We start from the raw sequence: 16066 nt of genomic DNA, 5'->3' as shown, positions 1-16066 counted from the left end.
CGTTAGCGCCAGGCAGCAAGCGAGTAAGTCCCGATGAGCTTACTCAGGTAAGTGATTCGGGTGAGTGAGTGCCGCTAACACCGCGGTAGCGTCAAGGGCGAAGGGCGTGCCCAAAGCCATTGGCGTTACCGCCAGGCAGCAAGCGAGCAAGTCCCGATGAGCTTACTCAAGTAAGTGATTCGGGTGAGTGAGTGCCGCTAACACCGCGGTAGCGTCAAGGGCGAAGGGCAGTTGGCCATAACCAAGCAGCGCCACGCACCCCACTCGAATCACCATGCACCGCCTTACGAATTGGGGTTTCACACTCACCACCAAAGACCCATGGGCTGATTAACGCAGGTAATGTTTTATAGAGGCGTTCAACATTACTCATTCCTCCACCTAAAACCACCACATCTGGGTCAAATAGGTTAATGACCTGAGCTAATGACTTGGCAAAACGTTGCTCATAATTGCTCATGGCCTGCTCTGCTACTGCATCCCCCTGTTCAGCCAACGTAATGATCTCATGGCCTTTAAGTGGTTTTCCACTCAGGCGAAAGTAATCAGTGGCAAAACCGGTGCCAGAGACAAATGTCTCGATACACCCTTTTTTGCCGCAATAACAAGCAACTTCCTGCTGATATTGCCGCTCTTCGTCATCCTGCCACGGCAAGGGATTATGGCCCCACTCACCGGCAATGCCATTACCACCGGCATGAACTCGCCCATCGATAGCAATACCTGACCCACAGCCAGTACCGATAATGACAGCAAATACCAGATGCTTCCCTGCGCCGGCGCCATCGGTTGCCTCGGAAACCGCCAAACAGTTTGCATCATTTGCCAGACGTACTGGGCGAGAGAGGAGATCTGACAGATCTTTATCGACAAACTGACCATTCAGCCATACCGAATTAGCATTTTTTACCTTGCCGGTAAAAGGGGAGAGTGTCCCCGGAATACCCACGCCGACACTGCCCCGCTCCCCCGTCGCCTGTTCAGCATCAGCGACTAAAGCAGCAATCGCTTGCAATGTTTTTTGATAATCATGGCGTGGGGTATCAACCCGCTTACGGAAAAGTTCCAGCCCATCATTGCTCAATGCAATGACCTCTATTTTGGTGCCACCCAGATCGATACCAATGCGCATAGCGCTCCACCTCATTGACGGAATTATTCGTTGTATTATGAGCAATAAATATGCCCCAATATGACCAGGCAATAACGATAATAGAAATCCTATCTTTTCAGTGTGGACAATAGGTCGCGGTGACACAATCTTTGTTATCCGTAATTTTGCATTAGGTCGTGTTTAAATCCCATCGGGTTAAAATTGCATTTAGAAAATGATTGGCTGGCGCTCTTTTTTCTTATTCTTTGCTAGGGGTCAAGGCATCAATTCGTTATCATGCCGCCCTGCGTTTGATTAACTCGCGCGCTCCAGGCGCGCCCGAGCCAGGGATAACACTATGCTGTGGTTTAAGAATTTAATGGTTTACCGTTTGAGCCGGGAAGTCTCGCTATCTGCGGATGAAATGGAGAAACAGTTAAGCGCCCTTAGTTTCACCCCCTGTGGTAGCCAGGATATGGCAAAAACCGGCTGGGTCTCACCGATGGGTTCACACAGCGATGCCTTAACCCATACGGTTAATGGCCAGATCGTGATTTGTGCGCGAAAAGAAGAGAAAATCTTGCCATCTCCGGTGATTAAGCAGGAGTTACAAGCCAAAATTGAGCGTCTGGAAGGTGAACAACATCGCAAACTGAAAAAAACTGAAAAAGACTCATTAAAAGATGAAGTTCTACACAGTTTATTACCACGAGCATTCAGTCGATTTAACCAAACCTTCCTGTGGATTGATACGGTCAATGACCTAATTATGGTCGATGCGGCCAGTGCGAAGCGGGCTGAAGACACTTTAGCATTGCTGCGAAAAAGTCTGGGTTCCTTGCCGGTAGTGCCGCTGACATTGGAAAATCCAATTGAGCTGACACTAACTGAGTGGGTGCGCAGTAAAGAATTACCTGCTGGTTTTACACTGATGGATGAAGCTGAGCTAAAAGCTATTCTGGAGGATGGCGGCGTGATCCGCTGTAAGAAACAGGATCTGTTCAGTGATGAAATCGCGGTGCATATTGAAGCTGGCAAGTTGGTAACTAAGCTAGCACTGGATTGGCAAGAGCGTGTTCAGTTGGTGCTATCCGATGATGGATCACTGAAACGCCTGAAATTCTCTGACACCTTGCGTGAACAGAATGATGATATTGACCGGGAAGATTTTGCCCAACGTTTCGATGCCGATTTTATTCTGATGACCAGTGAACTGGCTGCTTTGATTAAAAATCTGATTGAAGCTTTGGGTGGTGAGGCTCAGCACTAATACTGCTGTAACTCAACTCAACAAGTATTGCCCTCTCTGGTATGGAGAGGGCTGAAACATTCGCTAAATTAAAAGTAAATTAGCTCAAATATTTGCACAGATACGATGATGCTTCAGCAACTTGCAGGTTAAATTCACTCTCCCCCGGGATATAGAAGGTTTCACCCGGCTTGAAAATTTCCCAACCTGACGAACCTGGAATCAAGACTTTTAAGCTGCCAGTAATGACCGTCATCTCTTCCGCTTTAGCTGTACTGAAGGTGTACTCACCCTTCTCCATCACCCCAACGCTAGCTGGCCCAATGCTGTCACTGTCAAAACCAATAGATTTCACTTTCCCGGTAAAATACTCATTAAATTTCAGCATAGTTTTGCACCCGCGTCTTAATCAGAATTGAGCTTTCATATTAGAGTCACTCTAAACGCTCTGTCACTGATTATTATGGCGAAATGGGATCATTACCGAATTCACAACCAAGGTTGCGGAGAAAACGCACAAATTGGTGCTGGAATTTACTGTTTACCCCAGGGGAAAGTGGCTATTTAGCTAAAACAGAGCAGTCGAAAATGGCTTACAACATAAATGGTGAGTCTATTTTTAGCAAAAGAGAGTGGCCTCAGAGATTTCGTAAGATATATAGCGCCAGCGAGGTTTCAAAGAGCACAATCAATATTGACCAGAACGCAGGCATAAAATTGGTGTGTTGATGGATAAATAATTTGAGGGTTTTCATCGGCCCGCCTTGATTGGCCTTGCCTTAAATGGCATTAATCAGTGTAAATGATTTGCGTCGAAATGATTACATAGGTGATGATTGTACGCTTCGTATAATTATCAAACAATCAGATGGACTAATTATTCATATTACAAATTGATCTAACGCCCGAACTACTTCACTGTTTCATCCGCTAAAATCTGCAAAATATGCCCGACAACCTCTTGCAGTGGTTGAGTTGCATCCAGCACATGATGGGCAACCTCCTGATAGAGTGCTTCCCTACTGGCTAATACATCCAGTATTTCCTCAACGATCGGTTTGCCGGTGAGGCTTGGTCGTTGAGCATCTTCTGGATCTTCGGTTAAACGCTCCGCCAACACATTAGCAGAGGCACGTAGATAGATGACCAACCCGTGATTACGCATAAATGTCCGATTTTTAGGGGTCAACACCGCGCCACCACCAGTAGCAACCACCGTTTTAGGGGCTGTGACGGTTTGCAGGGCCATACTTTCTCGCAAACGAAAGCCATCCCAACCCTCGCGAGCGACGACTTCGGCAACACTCAACTGTAAAGTTTGTTGCATAAACAGGTCGGTATCAATAAAGCGATATCCTAGCGCCTCTGCCAGCGCCTTCCCTACCGTTGTCTTACCTGCACCACGCGCACCAACCATGAAGATAGTTTGTGTCATTACTTAAAAGTCCTTTCATATCAACTTCTGAGGATAAATTCTCGTCATCAAAAAACTGGCCGCTATTGTTAACCGACTAAATTAGATTAACACTCAGCTATATGCTGTAGATGCGAATCATACCGATAATTGAGGGTAGTGCAAACTTTACAAATCCGTAAAACTAACGATACACAGATTACAAATGATATTTTAGTACACCTGATAGGAATCATTAATCCCTACCAGGTGATTAACATAATCAGAAATCGATACTGGCACGTAAAACAAACTGCCGAGGCTCACCAACAGCAATCCGCAAATTGCCACCACTTGAAGGGTAATAGGTTTTATCAAACAGTTTTTTCACATTTAGCTGCCATTTCACCCGATAATGATTAATCGGTAATGAGTATGAAACAAAAGCATCAACTACAGTGTAATCATCTAAAATAAAACGATTTGCTGCGTCACCCGCCCGCGACCCAATATAGCGCGCACCCGCACCAATACCAATGTTGACGCTTAAGTATTTCCATATTTTGACGAACTCCAATAAATCCCTGAGAAAGGTAGCGGTAAAAATTGTTTATAGAGCTGTTGGAATGTTTGCTGTGGGCAGATATCAGCAAATAAATCGGGATAGAACGCTTTGGCAAACATCTCAACTGCCACAACGTGATAAGGGCTGAGGTAAAAGTTATGCCAAATACTGTAGGCATGGCCCTGAGTCACGGCACGAAGATGGGAAAGGATAGGTTGGTCTGACAACACTTGTTGGAAGCTGTGCTGTGCCAGCTCAGCATTCACTAGCGGCCCCAGTTTTAAGTGAGAAAAGCGTTTACCAGTCAGTCCGGCCATACCGGTAGCAATATAGATATCTGGATTGGCTTGCAGCACAGTTTCCGGATTCAGTTCTCCATACAGGGTATTAATATGGGAGGCAGCAATATTGTCGCCACCAGCAAAAGCAATCAGGTCACCGAGATTGCCTTTAGAGGCCGTGGTACAGCAACTTTCACGTCGCCCTAGATGCAAATGCAGCATAACCGTCGGTTTTCGCCCTTGATACTGGGCCAGCCTCTGTTGGATAACATGCATATGTTGCTGATAAAAAATGATAAATCTCTCGGCGCGCCCTTGACGATTAAGCACCTCACCTAACAACTTAATACTGGGGATCGTTTGATTTAACAGATCGATCCTCAGATCTACAAAGATCACAGGAATACCGGCTTTGGTTAAACGAACCAATGTTCCGTCATCGCCCTCTCCCCCTCCAAGCCGCGACAAAATAACCAGGTCGGGTTGTAATAGGATCAGGCTCTCAACATTTATCTGGCGAATGTTGCCACTTTTAATTATTGGGATTTGAGCAATTTCAGGAAATTTTTGTGTATAAAGTTGCCAGCTTTGCGCATCGTAACGTTCCAGGTCAGCGGGCCAGGCAATTACTCGTTGCGCAGGATTTCCTGGCTCCAATAACGCCAGTGTATAGAGCATCCGGCTTTCACCCACAATAATACGCTGTGGATTATCAGGTATTTCCACCTGACGGCCTAGAATATCGGTAACACTCTTTGCCTGCCCGTTAAGGGCCACACTTAGCAGACAAAAAACCAAAAGAGCCTGAAAATAGCGCATACGCGTCACATAACCAGAAAAATGGATGCGTATGATAATCATTATCATTTCGGTATTTCAAATGGAATGCGGTTTTCGTTTAGATAAAAGAGAGGAACCGCTAAAAGCCCTCTTTGGTCCTATTTTTTAAGTCATTTAGCGGTGCTTTCGCCTGATGATTCTCTGAGAAATCAGAGATCATGGTGCAGGGAATATCAGAGGCTGTAAATTGGGGGTTCTAACGAGGCTGGCAAATGTAAACTATTGCAGGAGGGAAATTACGCACTACCCGTATCTTTTTCCATGTGAAGTAGCGGGATAGCAAAGGCTCGGAAAGCTGGCTGTATTGGAACAAAACCAACATCCCATTACTTGCGCGTAAGCGCTGCTGAGTCTGTTGCAATATTCTGATGCTGATCTTGGTTGGGATCGAGAGCAGTGGTAGGCAACAAAATACCACATCATAATTTTGATCTAACTGTTCGGCCGAGCGAGCAACAACCTGCAAACGCGGGTCGTTTATCTGATGTAATGCGTGCACAAAGTGGGGCAGAATTTCGTAAGCCTGTAAGTGAGAGTCTGCTGACATATGTAACAAGATCCGCTTTGTTAGCACACCATCAGCGGCACCTAGTTCAGCAATATTAAGATGTTGCTTCCAATCCACCTGATTCAACATCGCCTGACATAACCAAGGCGAAGAAGGAGCCAACGTGCCAACCGTACGTGGTGAGGCAATAAAGCGCTGTAAATAGGAAAATTGACTTTTAAAATTACGCCGAACGGTGTTTAACATAGCCTCTCCTCGCTGCCCCAGATACATCACAATAACACCTTATATTCCTTAAGTTATCATTAAGATTGCTCTAATAATTAATTATTTTTAGTCGGCAAATAGAAAATGCCATGAGGAAAAATAGAGATGATCATGAAATGAGTAAGCCCAAATTAACAATAACTCGCCATTGTTAACTTGGGCTTACTCGTAGCAGAGAGCACGATGGTGATTGCAATACCGAACGCATCTCTAACTATTTCATTAATTATCACTTATTGTGAATAATTAATGATAAATTTCAGCACTGGCGCTGTAATTGCTGGAGTCACCTGGATTGCTCATGCCAATGACCCGATAGTGACTAGCACCATCTGCGGTTGCTTTCTCATTTAATGCTGACTCCACATCCATCGGTGAACCGCTGACATTAGAAATAGAAATAACCCCCATACTCTGCAACTTCGTCGCTTGTTCCGGACTCACTTCTTGCGCAGCCATAGTGGCGAATGAAGCGGTGGCAATAAGTGCGGCTGCGATAATAGGTAATAGTTTCATAAAATTCTCCAACAGGCGGGTGGTATGTAACGTCTTTGTGAGAATAATTATGAGTGCTCCACTGCAAGGAGACGTAATGCTCTGTAAAGAACATCAATCATTGTGTGGGGAATAAGGAGGAAATAAAATATTTTATGTCACTGGAGACAAGAAAATAGATAATCAAGGACAGACGCCGATATATTTGGCCGCTGCCCAAGTTTATACTTTATAGATTATCAAGATGCAGGAAGGCGGCAAATCAGTGATTCGGGTAGGCAAACGCAGCCAATACACCGGCAACTTGAAAGATGGTGGCGATTAGTTGAGCTTTGCAACAATATTCGTCAGATTTTTTTCTGCTGCTGCCTGGCTAACCACTTGTAGCATCTGTGCGGAAAGATCATATGAAACAACAGACTTCACCACACCCGCCGCTGCGAAACTAGCGTGTCCAGCCCCACATCCAAGATCGAGTAAATGAGCATAACCATGGGGTTGCAGTAGCATTGCCAGGCGCTGTAAATCTTTACCCTGAGCATGAACCGCACTCGTCAAATAGGCATTAGCCTGATCGCCAAACTGCCTTTCAACTGCATCTGTATGGCTATTTTCTGTTGTCATTACATCCCCGCTGATGGTTTAACTCACTGATTTAATTTATCTATCATATTTCCTGTAAAGCGTTAATATACTTTTCTCAAACTAAATCCACTATAGTGGGTGAATTGCAGCATCACAATAGCGCGGGAGATATTATGGTTACGCTTAGAGCAATGCTGGCTGAGGAGCTTGGCGACTATAGGAATATATTTATTACCGAGTATGCGCAAGATTTAGTGTCTAATAGTGATTATAGCGCGGAGAAAGCTTTGGCTTATGCAACGCATAGCTTTGATAACTATTTGCCGGAAGGTGTTAATAGCCCAAGCGATCATCTTTTTTGCATCGAAAATAGAGATAATATCAGCGGTGAGGAACAGCTGGTGGGTTATTTATGGTACGGATTAGGCAAAGAGGATAGTGCAGCCTTTATTAAGGATTTCTACGTACTACCACCGTGTCAACGTCAGGGTTATGGCTCGGCGTGCTTAGCGGCATTAGAAAAACAATTAATTGCTCAGGGTGTATTTGAGATAAAACTGCGGGTAGCGGCTGATAATCCACAAGCGAAAAGATTGTATGAGAAAATGGCATTTGCCGTGACCGGATTTAATATGTCTAAATCGCTGGCAAGGAAATAGTCGCGGTAAGTACATACTATCACTGATGGTGGGCAGTAATAATCTGTTGGTGCTGACATAGCTGCAAACGATAGAAAATAGCGGTCTGAAAACCGGATAAACAGTTTATCAGGCTCGATAAAACTATTATCTGGCATTAAAGCGCTTTGTCTTCATCCATCTGTTGCAACTGATTTCGATAAGATTTCACTTTTTGGCGCTTCTTCATCCAGATAGAGAATGACACGACAAAAATGCTACCAGCCAGAGTTAATACGCCCAGCTCATGCTGATAAAACAGCATAATAACAAAATAGACAGCAGAAATTATTGCTACCCATTTAGCCGAATGACCAATCGAGTTTTTCTCATCAGTCAAACGGCGGATACTCTCTTCTTCGCTGATCCCCATGCTTAATCCTCCTTAATAACCAGCTTATAATATTGGGCCAGTCGCATGATAATTCAACATATTTTTCAATTTTTATTTTATTCCGTTGAGATAGCGCTGATTGACTATCTCGATTGTGTTCATATCAGTGTGAAATTCCTCAATTAGATACCATCCTGAAATTTTCGTGCCTTGGCAGTTTGCTGCTTTTCCAGTTCAAAAATGGCACGTTGCAGCCCTTTTTCTTGAATTGGGCTTAAGTGAGGGAATTTAAAACTCAGGCGCTGCATCGTGAGTGTTTCGCCTTTGTTATTTACAACCTTTTTATCAATGGCTCGGATAAATTGCAGGTCTAATTTAAAAATACCAAAACCGCATAAATCAACCGAGACATCACGCAAAATGCCACATCCTTGCAGCGGGAACTCACTGCCTTTCACTGCATATAGACCCATTCCACCCAAGGAGACATCTGCCAGTGTATAGGAGAATTTACTACCATCAGCGAATTTTCCTGAGCAGTAATAAGCAGGCCACTGAGGAATATTGACGCGAAAATATTCCCGTCGTTGAATGAAGTAAAGTTGCTCAGGAAGGGCGGTGCTAAAAGCCGGCAGTGATAAATACTTTATTTCTCTCAATGGACTACAGGTAAATTCGACTTTTGCACCGGTAGGTTCCGCAATGATGGTGATTTGATTCGCAGCCAAGGCTGAAATATTTTCATGCTCTACGCTGCCAAAATCAAAAATAAACTGATTTGTCTCGGGTACCACATCCAGAATACGGCTAATAAATTGCCCGCGCGCATGGGTCACCATCACGGCGGTATCGTTCTTCTTTAAGTCCCGAAGAATTGCACAGATCGCTAATTTATTCGTTTTAACAAAATTCTCTTTAGACGTTTCGCTCACCTGCCATTCTCCATCTTTAATTTATCGCCCTGGCTACCCAGATTATTAAAAGCCTATAAGTATCAAGACGGTTATCGGCAGATATCGCAATGACTTTAGCGGTTATTTTTGTATTTTCGACGGGGAGTCAGGGAGTTAAAAATAAAGCGACATCGGCGGGAGCCAAATATCGCTTTAATCTGCAAACAACAATTTGCGGTCAATCAGCTGCGAACTAAATCGTCGCCGTAGCCAATCCACTTATAGGTTGTCAATGCATCCAGCCCCATAGGGCCACGGGCATGGAGTTTTTGCGTGCTGACGGCAACCTCGGCCCCTAAACCAAATTGACCGCCATCAGTGAAGCGCGTGCTGGCATTGACATAGACCGCTGATGAATCTACCGCGCGGACAAAATGTTCAGCGCTGCTGAGGGAGCGCGTCAAAATGGCATCGGAATGGCTGGTGCCATGTTCGCGGATATGATTAATGGCAGCATCAATATCAGCCACAATATCCACATTCAGATCCAGTGAGAGCCACTCATCATCGTAATCTGCGGCTTCCACCGCCACCACTTTGGCCTTAGCTTCCACCAGATACGGCATGGCCTGCGAGCTGGCATGCAGTGTCACACCAAAAGCATGCATTCTGGCACTCAATATCGGGAGGAAGCTTGCAGCGATGGCCTGATGAACCAGCAGAGTTTCCAGTGAGTTACAGGCACTTGGCCGCTGAACTTTTGCATTTTCAATGACCAATAGCGCCTTCTCAACATCGGCGCTTTCATCGACAAAAGTATGGCAAACGCCAATTCCGCCAGTAATTACCGGAATGGTCGATTGCTCACGGCACAGTTTATGTAGACCAGCGCCACCACGTGGAATCAACATATCAACATAGCGATCCATGCGCAGTAACTCATTCACCAACTCGCGATCCGGGCTTTCAATCGCCTGCACTGCGGCTGCGGGTAAACCGCACTGCTCCAGCGCCTGTTGGATCACTTTCACCGTCGCCTGATTGGTGTGATGAGTCTCTTTCCCACCGCGCAAAATTACCGCATTACCGGTCTTTAGGCATAAGCTGGCCACATCAATGGTGACATTCGGACGGGCTTCATAAATGACACCAATCACCCCCAGTGGTACACGGCGGCGTTCGAGCTTCAAGCCGCTGTCGAGCAGGCTACCATCAATCACGCGGCCCACAGGGTCATTTAGGCGGCATACCTGCCGCACATCATTCGCAATGGCGGCTAATCGGGCGGGTGATAATAGCAGCCGATCGAGTAGCGCTTCACTCATGCCACTGTCACGGGCGGCTTTCATATCTTGTTCATTAGCCTGCAAAATGGCCTGACTTTCAGACTCCAGCAGGTTCGCGATGACCGCAAGTGCCTGATTCTTTTTGGCCGTGCTTAGTAGCGCCAATTGCCAGGAGGCCTGTTTAGCGGCCTTCCCCATCTGTTCCAGCATACTCATGCTTGCTCCTTAACTGACAATCATATCGTCACGGTGAACAGCCACCGGGCCATATTCATATCCGAGGATTTCACTAATTTGTTGCGAGTGGTGCCCCGCTAACAGGCGCAAGGCGTCACTGTTATAACGTGATACGCCGTGGGCCAAATCTCGCCCACTGAGGTTGCGGATACGGATCACCTCACCACGGGAGAAGTTCCCTTTAACGCTGCGAATACCTTTCGGCAGCAGCGAGCTTCCCCGCTCCATAATGGCAGAGACCGCCCCATCGTCGACGGTGATCTCACCGGCAGGTGGCGCACCAAAAATCCAGCGTTTGCGGTTTTCCAGCGGTGTTTCCAGCGCGTGGAAGCGCGTGCCGACGGGGGTGCCGTCAACCACATCGGCAATAACCCCCACCTGGCTCCCTGCGGCAATCACCACATCAATACCCGCGCGACACGCGACATCGGCAGCTTGCAGTTTTGTCGCCATACCACCAGTGCCGAGACCAGAGACGCTATCACCGGCAATTTCACGTAAGGCATCATCAATACCATGCACTTCGCGAATCAGTTCTGCTGCGGGGTTATTCCGGGGATCGGCGGTGTATAAGCCCGCTTGATCGGTCAGTAACAGCAACTTATCCGCACCGGCCAGAATGGCTGCCAATGCGGAGAGATTATCGTTGTCGCCCACTTTAATTTCAGCGGTAGCAACGGCGTCATTCTCATTGATGACCGGAACAATGCGGTTATCCAGCAGGGCGTTCATCGTGTCGCGCGCATTTAAAAAGCGCTCACGATCTTCTAAATCAGCCCGGGTCAACAGCATCTGACCCACATGGATGCCATAGATAGAAAATAGCTGCTCCCAGAGCTGAATCAGCCGGCTTTGCCCGACTGCGGCCAACAGTTGCTTTGAGGCAATAGTGGCGGGTAATTCTGGGTAACCCAGGTGTTCACGCCCGGCGGCAATCGCCCCGGAGGTGACAATAACAATACGATGACCTTTGGCGTGTTGCTGGGCGCACTGGCGCACCAACTCAACAATATGGGCACGGTTAAGACGACGGGAACCGCCAGTCAGCACACTTGTCCCCAATTTCACAACCAATGTCTGGCTGCCACTCATAATTTTTCTGCCGTTGGGATAATTAAAAAAAGAGATGATAGATAAAACGTTGTAACAGGCGCGGAGCATTATGCCAACAGGCATGAGAATATATTCCCCCTTTTATTGTGCAAAAGGGGGGCGCTCTTCTTATTTAGCGATTAACAGCGCAATTCTTACGCCGACAGCTTAACGGGCTGTTCGCTAAAATCTTGCGCGGGCACCAATCTCATTTCAATAGAGGTCAGCATTTCGGCCAGGCGCTTGTGAAAACCGCGTAATGTGGTCTCCAGCTTCTCCTGTACTTCAGGATCTTTAATGTTTTCTGCTTTCCAGCTGCCCTCTTTATTAAACAGGCCAAACTGGTAAACATAGGTAAAATGGTCCGCCGCAGGCTCCAGCTCTATCCACCACCCCCAGAACTCACGCTTCTCTGGAGCAAGCTTCACATTGACGCAAACAGCTAAACAGTCAAAGAAAAAACGGTCATTCTGGCACTGCCCTTCACGTAGGTATGGCCCCAAAGCAGCAAAACGTTTCATAAGCTTGCTTTTAGGATGAGCACTGGTTGACGTCATTCTTAAATCTCCTTATGTAGACGCACCTTTTTAGCAAATTGTTAAAAATTAGCAACTCATTAACGCATTTTATCTTCTAACCATTGGCTGGTTTGCAATAATGCACGATGGAAATTGTCATACAGCGGCGTAGATGATATAGCCAATAATTTGCCGTCCGAGGATGAAGAGCAAATAAGTTTCGACTCCTCTTTCGGGCTGAAGGGATCATTTTCCCAGAAACCGGCCAGCATTGGCGTTTGACAGCGCCTCCCCAATAATCCCTGTGTTTTCAATGAGTAGCGGTTCATTTCTGTTTTCAGTGTTTCATCAGATGCATCTGCCATGCCCAAGCGACTGGCCATCACATCCATATACATGTCCGGCACTTTGCGCTGGCTATCACTATTGCACAACAGATGATGAACAATCGGCCCAAGACATGCCACCGCGCGTACCCGCTGAGGTTCCAGATAACCTAAGCGCACCGCCACATTGGCCCCAAAACGTAAGCCGAAAACAGTGACCCGCTGGTGATCAACCCAGGGAATATTCGGCAATGCATGCAGCACTTGTTGATGCAGATAGCTAGTGTCCTGGGTTAATTTCCAGCGTGATGATGCCCCGACGGATGGCATGTCGATGGTCAACATCGCTATCCCTTTGGGGGCCAAATAGTCGCGGAACAGGCGGTGATAATCACTTTGCAAGGTATCCAGCCCGCCACATATCAGCACCGTCGGAAATGGCGCACTGCCGACGGTTGGCATATGCAGGAAGCCGGAAAGGGTGCCACCATCGGAAATAGCGAAATCAAGTTTTTTCAGTGTGTAGGGCAGATGCTCAGCGGCGGCTTCATATGCGCGGTTAGACAGCACTTCGACCTGCTCGGCCAGCTCATCACCTTTCAGGTGCGGGTAACTGGCGATGCTGTAGAGATTGGCCGCATTTAACCAATATTGACCCGCACTCATCGGCTCAGCTTCTTCCATCGCTTTTTGCTGCCACTGCATCGCTTGATGGGCCCATTCATAAATCCAGTTGCCGTTACGATAGCCGACCACAGTATCCAGCAGTTCGTTGTCGCTATGTTCCGCTTTTGAGCAGGCAATGCGCGATAAAACCTCTTCTATCTCAAGGGGATCGACACCACGCCAAGTCCACATCAGGCGGTTGATCATTCGATACCAATGGCTAGCGGTGTCACCATCCAATGCCGAATGAACACTCATGGCCTGGTTGCAATGGGCATGCCGGACTAAAGTCGAGGTTTCAGGGTGCTTAAATTTGGGTTTGAACAGAATTTCAGAAAGGTTGGCTTGTGCCATGGTAACAATAGCCTCCATAAGCCGTGAATCAGGCCCGGTAAGGGCTGCTCAGATGGAGTCAAGTGTACTCATACTGCGAGGAAAATGGAACGCCCGGTCAATACCGAGCGCTTAAAGTTGGCTAAATTACTTGCCGCTTAAGGGGGCAACAAAAGTCACCGCCATATCCCACGGCTGTTCAATCCATGTATCCTGCGGGATATCAACCACATAATCATCGACTAATGGGCGGCCCGCCGGTTTGGCGAAGATAGTGACAAAATGTGCTTTCGGATACATATCGCGAATGGCTTTCGCAGTGCCACCAGTATCAACCAAATCATCAATCACGATAAAGCCTTCACCATCGCCTTCAGCGCGTTTTAAGACTTTAAGATCACGTTGATTATCATGGTCATAGCTAGAAATGCACACGGTGTCTACATAACGAATACCCAGCTCACGCGCCAGAATACCAGCCGGTACTAATCCACCACGGCTCACCGCGATGATACCTTTCCATTGCTCGGCTGGCAGTAAACGCTGTGCCAGTTTGCGGGCGTGAATTTGCAACATATCCCAGGTAACGACGTATTTTTCGCTCATAAAATGTAATCCCAGCCAGTATAAGAAGTGGCTTGCCATGTATCAGAAGGGGAAAAAAGGTTGCGCGAGATTATAGTGAGCCAGCCGGATAAAAACCAGCAATTATCTGGCTAATTAATCGGATCGGATAAGGTAATTGTGCAGCGATACGCGCGTAATGCCAATGAAAGTGATATTCTCAAATTATCTCGCCATCTTGATGGCGGTTTGTCACTACCCCTAAAATCTTTAGTCATCAACCCAATAGCATCTCTGACATCTCCATTGCGAGGCTGCCGATATGAGAATGCTATTACAGGAGACTTACAGTGTCTGAACTGTCTCAACTTTCGCCTCAGCCGTTGTGGGATATTTTTGCAAAAATCTGCTCGATCCCACACCCGTCTTACCATGAAGAAGCGCTAGCACAGCACATTATGACGTGGGCCAAAGAAAAAGGTCTGCACGCCGAACGTGATCAAGTCGGTAATATCCTGCTGCGTAAGCCTGCTACCAAAGGGATGGAGAACCGTAAGCCCGTGGCACTGCAAGCCCATCTGGATATGGTTCCGCAGAAGAATAATGATACGGTACATGACTTCACTAAAGACCCAATCCAGCCTTATATCGATGGTGAATGGGTTAAAGCCCGTGGTACCACATTAGGGGCAGATAATGGCATTGGTATGGCCTCCGCGCTGGCGGTGTTGTCTGACGACAGTGTCGAGCATGGCCCACTGGAAGTGCTGCTGACCATGACCGAAGAGGCCGGTATGGACGGCGCATTTGGCCTGCAACCTAACTGGTTGAAAGCGGATATTCTGATTAACACCGATTCCGAGCAGGAGGGTGAAATCTATATGGGTTGCGCTGGTGGTATTGATTTCATCACTACTTTGGCGCTAAAACGTGAAGCTATCCCCGCCGGTTACCAAACCTTAAAACTGACCTTAAAAGGCCTGAAAGGGGGTCACTCTGGGGCCGATATCCATTTAGGTTTAGGCAATGCCAACAAGCTGCTGGCCCGCTTCCTGTTTGAACAGGCAAAAGATTTAGATCTGCGGGTATTGGATCTGAATGGCGGTACATTGCGTAATGCAATCCCACGCGAAGGCTCTGTGACGCTAGCCATCGCCGCAGATAAAATCGATCAGTTGAAAAGTTTGAGTCAAGACTATCTGGCGACGTTGAAAAACGAATTGGCCGCAGTGGAAAAAAATCTGACTGTGCTGCTAGAGCCTGTTACTACCGATGCGCAAGCCCTGACGAAAGATACCCAACAGCGTTTGGTGGCATTGTTAAATGCGACCCCAAACGGGGTGATTCGTATGAGCGATGCGGTTAAAGGCGTGGTAGAAACCTCACTGAATGTGGGGGTGGTGACCATGAATGAGAGTGAAGCAGAGATCATTTGCCTGATTCGTTCTCTGATCGACAGTGGCAAAGATTACGTGGTGAGTATGCTGACGGCAATTGGTCAATTGGCGGGGGCTAAAACCTCACCAAAAGGCGGCTACCCTGGCTGGCAGCCAGACCCTAACTCACCGGTAATGGCGTTGGTGCGGGAAACCTACCAGAAGTTATTCAACAAAACGCCAAATATCATGGTGATCCATGCCGGTCTGGAGTGTGGTTTGTTCAAAAAACCTTACCCAGAGATGGATATGGTGTCGATTGGGCCAACCATGACCGGCCCGCATTCGCCGGATGAACAAGTTCACATCGAGAGTGTGGGTCAATATTGGCAGTTGCTGACTGCGCTGCTAAAAGCGATTCCAGAACGTGCGTAAATAGGTTTAGCTAATCTATTGATACGATAACGGCGGGCCTGAGGGGTCTGCCG

The 16066-nt window shown here is 47.1% G+C and carries 16 protein-coding genes and 2 pseudogenes; 3 read left to right on the top strand and 15 right to left on the bottom strand.

Annotation, left to right across the window (positions count from 1 at the left end; all coding sequences use genetic code 11):
- Positions 1–214: 214 nt before the first annotated feature.
- Positions 215–1132, bottom strand: a complete 918-nt coding sequence (gene mak / locus HRK25_RS11020; protein ID WP_005274889.1) for a fructokinase — start codon at positions 1130–1132, stop codon at positions 215–217.
- A gap of 319 nt (positions 1133–1451) precedes the next feature.
- On the opposite strand from mak, the gene rdgC reads away from it, so the two are divergent.
- Positions 1452–2363 (top strand): recombination-associated protein RdgC, encoded by a 912-nt coding sequence (gene rdgC / locus HRK25_RS11015; RefSeq protein ID WP_005274890.1) that lies wholly within the window; start codon positions 1452–1454, stop codon positions 2361–2363.
- A gap of 79 nt (positions 2364–2442) precedes the next feature.
- Here rdgC and ppnP read toward each other — a convergent pair whose 3' ends face one another.
- The 7 genes and pseudogenes from ppnP to HRK25_RS10980 all read right to left on the bottom strand — a co-directional run.
- Positions 2443–2730, bottom strand: coding sequence for a pyrimidine/purine nucleoside phosphorylase (gene ppnP / locus HRK25_RS11010; RefSeq protein WP_005274892.1), 288 nt, complete (start codon positions 2728–2730; stop codon positions 2443–2445).
- Between the two features lie 522 nt (positions 2731–3252).
- Positions 3253–3777: a shikimate kinase AroL gene (gene aroL / locus HRK25_RS11005; protein ID WP_032898028.1), complete on the bottom strand. Its 525-nt coding sequence runs from the start codon at positions 3775–3777 to the stop codon at positions 3253–3255.
- A 241-nt stretch (positions 3778–4018) separates the two neighbouring features.
- Positions 4019–4276 (bottom strand): annotated as a pseudogene (locus HRK25_RS11000) (TonB-dependent siderophore receptor); the annotation flags it as partial.
- Between the two features lie 5 nt (positions 4277–4281).
- Positions 4282–5400: an ABC transporter substrate-binding protein gene (locus HRK25_RS10995; RefSeq protein WP_005274900.1), complete on the bottom strand. Its 1119-nt coding sequence runs from the start codon at positions 5398–5400 to the stop codon at positions 4282–4284.
- A gap of 217 nt (positions 5401–5617) precedes the next feature.
- Positions 5618–6175 carry a class I SAM-dependent methyltransferase gene (locus HRK25_RS10990; RefSeq protein WP_032898030.1) on the bottom strand — a complete coding sequence of 186 codons (558 nt, stop codon included), beginning with the start codon at positions 6173–6175 and terminating at the stop codon, positions 5618–5620.
- A 267-nt stretch (positions 6176–6442) separates the two neighbouring features.
- Entirely contained in the window at positions 6443–6712 is a 270-nt protein-coding gene (locus HRK25_RS10985) for a YdgH/BhsA/McbA-like domain containing protein (RefSeq protein ID WP_005274904.1), read from the bottom strand.
- 309 nt (positions 6713–7021) lie between these two features.
- Positions 7022–7315, bottom strand: a pseudogene (locus tag HRK25_RS10980) (class I SAM-dependent methyltransferase); the annotation flags it as partial.
- A 134-nt stretch (positions 7316–7449) separates the two neighbouring features.
- Between HRK25_RS10980 and HRK25_RS10975 the strand changes: the two are divergent.
- Entirely contained in the window at positions 7450–7935 is a 486-nt protein-coding gene (locus tag HRK25_RS10975) for a GNAT family N-acetyltransferase (RefSeq protein WP_032898031.1), read from the top strand.
- Between the two features lie 136 nt (positions 7936–8071).
- Here the strand turns inward: HRK25_RS10975 and HRK25_RS10970 are convergent, their stop codons facing one another.
- The 7 genes from HRK25_RS10970 to gpt form a co-directional block, all read right to left on the bottom strand.
- Positions 8072–8326 carry a hypothetical protein gene (locus tag HRK25_RS10970; protein WP_005274914.1) on the bottom strand — a complete coding sequence of 85 codons (255 nt, stop codon included), beginning with the start codon at positions 8324–8326 and terminating at the stop codon, positions 8072–8074.
- Positions 8327–8469: 143 nt separating this feature from the next.
- On the bottom strand, positions 8470–9219 hold the full coding sequence (locus HRK25_RS10965; protein WP_032898032.1) for a flagellar brake protein: 750 nt from the start codon (positions 9217–9219) through the stop codon (positions 8470–8472).
- Between the two features lie 203 nt (positions 9220–9422).
- Complete coding sequence (gene proA, locus HRK25_RS10960) at positions 9423–10676, bottom strand: glutamate-5-semialdehyde dehydrogenase (protein WP_032898050.1); 1254 nt, start codon at positions 10674–10676, stop codon at positions 9423–9425.
- Between the two features lie 15 nt (positions 10677–10691).
- Positions 10692–11795 (bottom strand): glutamate 5-kinase, encoded by a 1104-nt coding sequence (gene proB / locus HRK25_RS10955; protein WP_005274920.1) that lies wholly within the window; start codon positions 11793–11795, stop codon positions 10692–10694.
- Between the two features lie 155 nt (positions 11796–11950).
- On the bottom strand, positions 11951–12352 hold the full coding sequence (crl, locus tag HRK25_RS10950; RefSeq protein ID WP_032898034.1) for a sigma factor-binding protein Crl: 402 nt from the start codon (positions 12350–12352) through the stop codon (positions 11951–11953).
- A 59-nt stretch (positions 12353–12411) separates the two neighbouring features.
- Entirely contained in the window at positions 12412–13659 is a 1248-nt protein-coding gene (gene frsA, locus HRK25_RS10945) for an esterase FrsA (protein WP_032898035.1), read from the bottom strand.
- Positions 13660–13785: 126 nt separating this feature from the next.
- Positions 13786–14244 (bottom strand): xanthine phosphoribosyltransferase, encoded by a 459-nt coding sequence (gene gpt / locus HRK25_RS10940; protein WP_004873509.1) that lies wholly within the window; start codon positions 14242–14244, stop codon positions 13786–13788.
- 308 nt (positions 14245–14552) lie between these two features.
- Here gpt and pepD point away from each other — a divergent pair, with 308 nt between their 5' ends.
- Positions 14553–16013, top strand: coding sequence for a beta-Ala-His dipeptidase (gene pepD / locus HRK25_RS10935; RefSeq protein WP_005274931.1), 1461 nt, complete (start codon positions 14553–14555; stop codon positions 16011–16013).
- Positions 16014–16066 lie beyond the last annotated feature (53 nt).

Source organism: Yersinia bercovieri ATCC 43970 (assembly GCF_013282745.1).
GTDB classification, from domain to species: Bacteria; Pseudomonadota; Gammaproteobacteria; order Enterobacterales; family Enterobacteriaceae; genus Yersinia; species Yersinia bercovieri.
The sequence above is the reverse complement of the archived record's forward strand: the minus strand, read 5'-3'. Positions and strand labels throughout refer to the sequence as shown.

Coding starts and splice junctions, on each gene's coding strand:
- aroL (WP_032898028.1), bottom strand. CDS start 3,777: ATGACACAAACTATCTTCATGGTTGGTGCGCGTGGTGCAGGTAAGACA.
- gpt (WP_004873509.1), bottom strand. CDS start 14,244: ATGAGCGAAAAATACGTCGTTACCTGGGATATGTTGCAAATTCACGCC.
- HRK25_RS10985 (WP_005274904.1), bottom strand. CDS start 6,712: ATGAAACTATTACCTATTATCGCAGCCGCACTTATTGCCACCGCTTCA.
- mak (WP_005274889.1), bottom strand. CDS start 1,132: ATGCGCATTGGTATCGATCTGGGTGGCACCAAAATAGAGGTCATTGCA.
- HRK25_RS10995 (WP_005274900.1), bottom strand. CDS start 5,400: ATGCGCTATTTTCAGGCTCTTTTGGTTTTTTGTCTGCTAAGTGTGGCC.
- proA (WP_032898050.1), bottom strand. CDS start 10,676: ATGCTGGAACAGATGGGGAAGGCCGCTAAACAGGCCTCCTGGCAATTG.
- HRK25_RS10990 (WP_032898030.1), bottom strand. CDS start 6,175: ATGTTAAACACCGTTCGGCGTAATTTTAAAAGTCAATTTTCCTATTTA.
- HRK25_RS10975 (WP_032898031.1), top strand. CDS start 7,450: ATGGTTACGCTTAGAGCAATGCTGGCTGAGGAGCTTGGCGACTATAGG.
- ppnP (WP_005274892.1), bottom strand. CDS start 2,730: ATGCTGAAATTTAATGAGTATTTTACCGGGAAAGTGAAATCTATTGGT.
- frsA (WP_032898035.1), bottom strand. CDS start 13,659: ATGGCACAAGCCAACCTTTCTGAAATTCTGTTCAAACCCAAATTTAAG.
- rdgC (WP_005274890.1), top strand. CDS start 1,452: ATGCTGTGGTTTAAGAATTTAATGGTTTACCGTTTGAGCCGGGAAGTC.
- crl (WP_032898034.1), bottom strand. CDS start 12,352: ATGACGTCAACCAGTGCTCATCCTAAAAGCAAGCTTATGAAACGTTTT.
- proB (WP_005274920.1), bottom strand. CDS start 11,795: ATGAGTGGCAGCCAGACATTGGTTGTGAAATTGGGGACAAGTGTGCTG.
- HRK25_RS10970 (WP_005274914.1), bottom strand. CDS start 8,326: ATGGGGATCAGCGAAGAAGAGAGTATCCGCCGTTTGACTGATGAGAAA.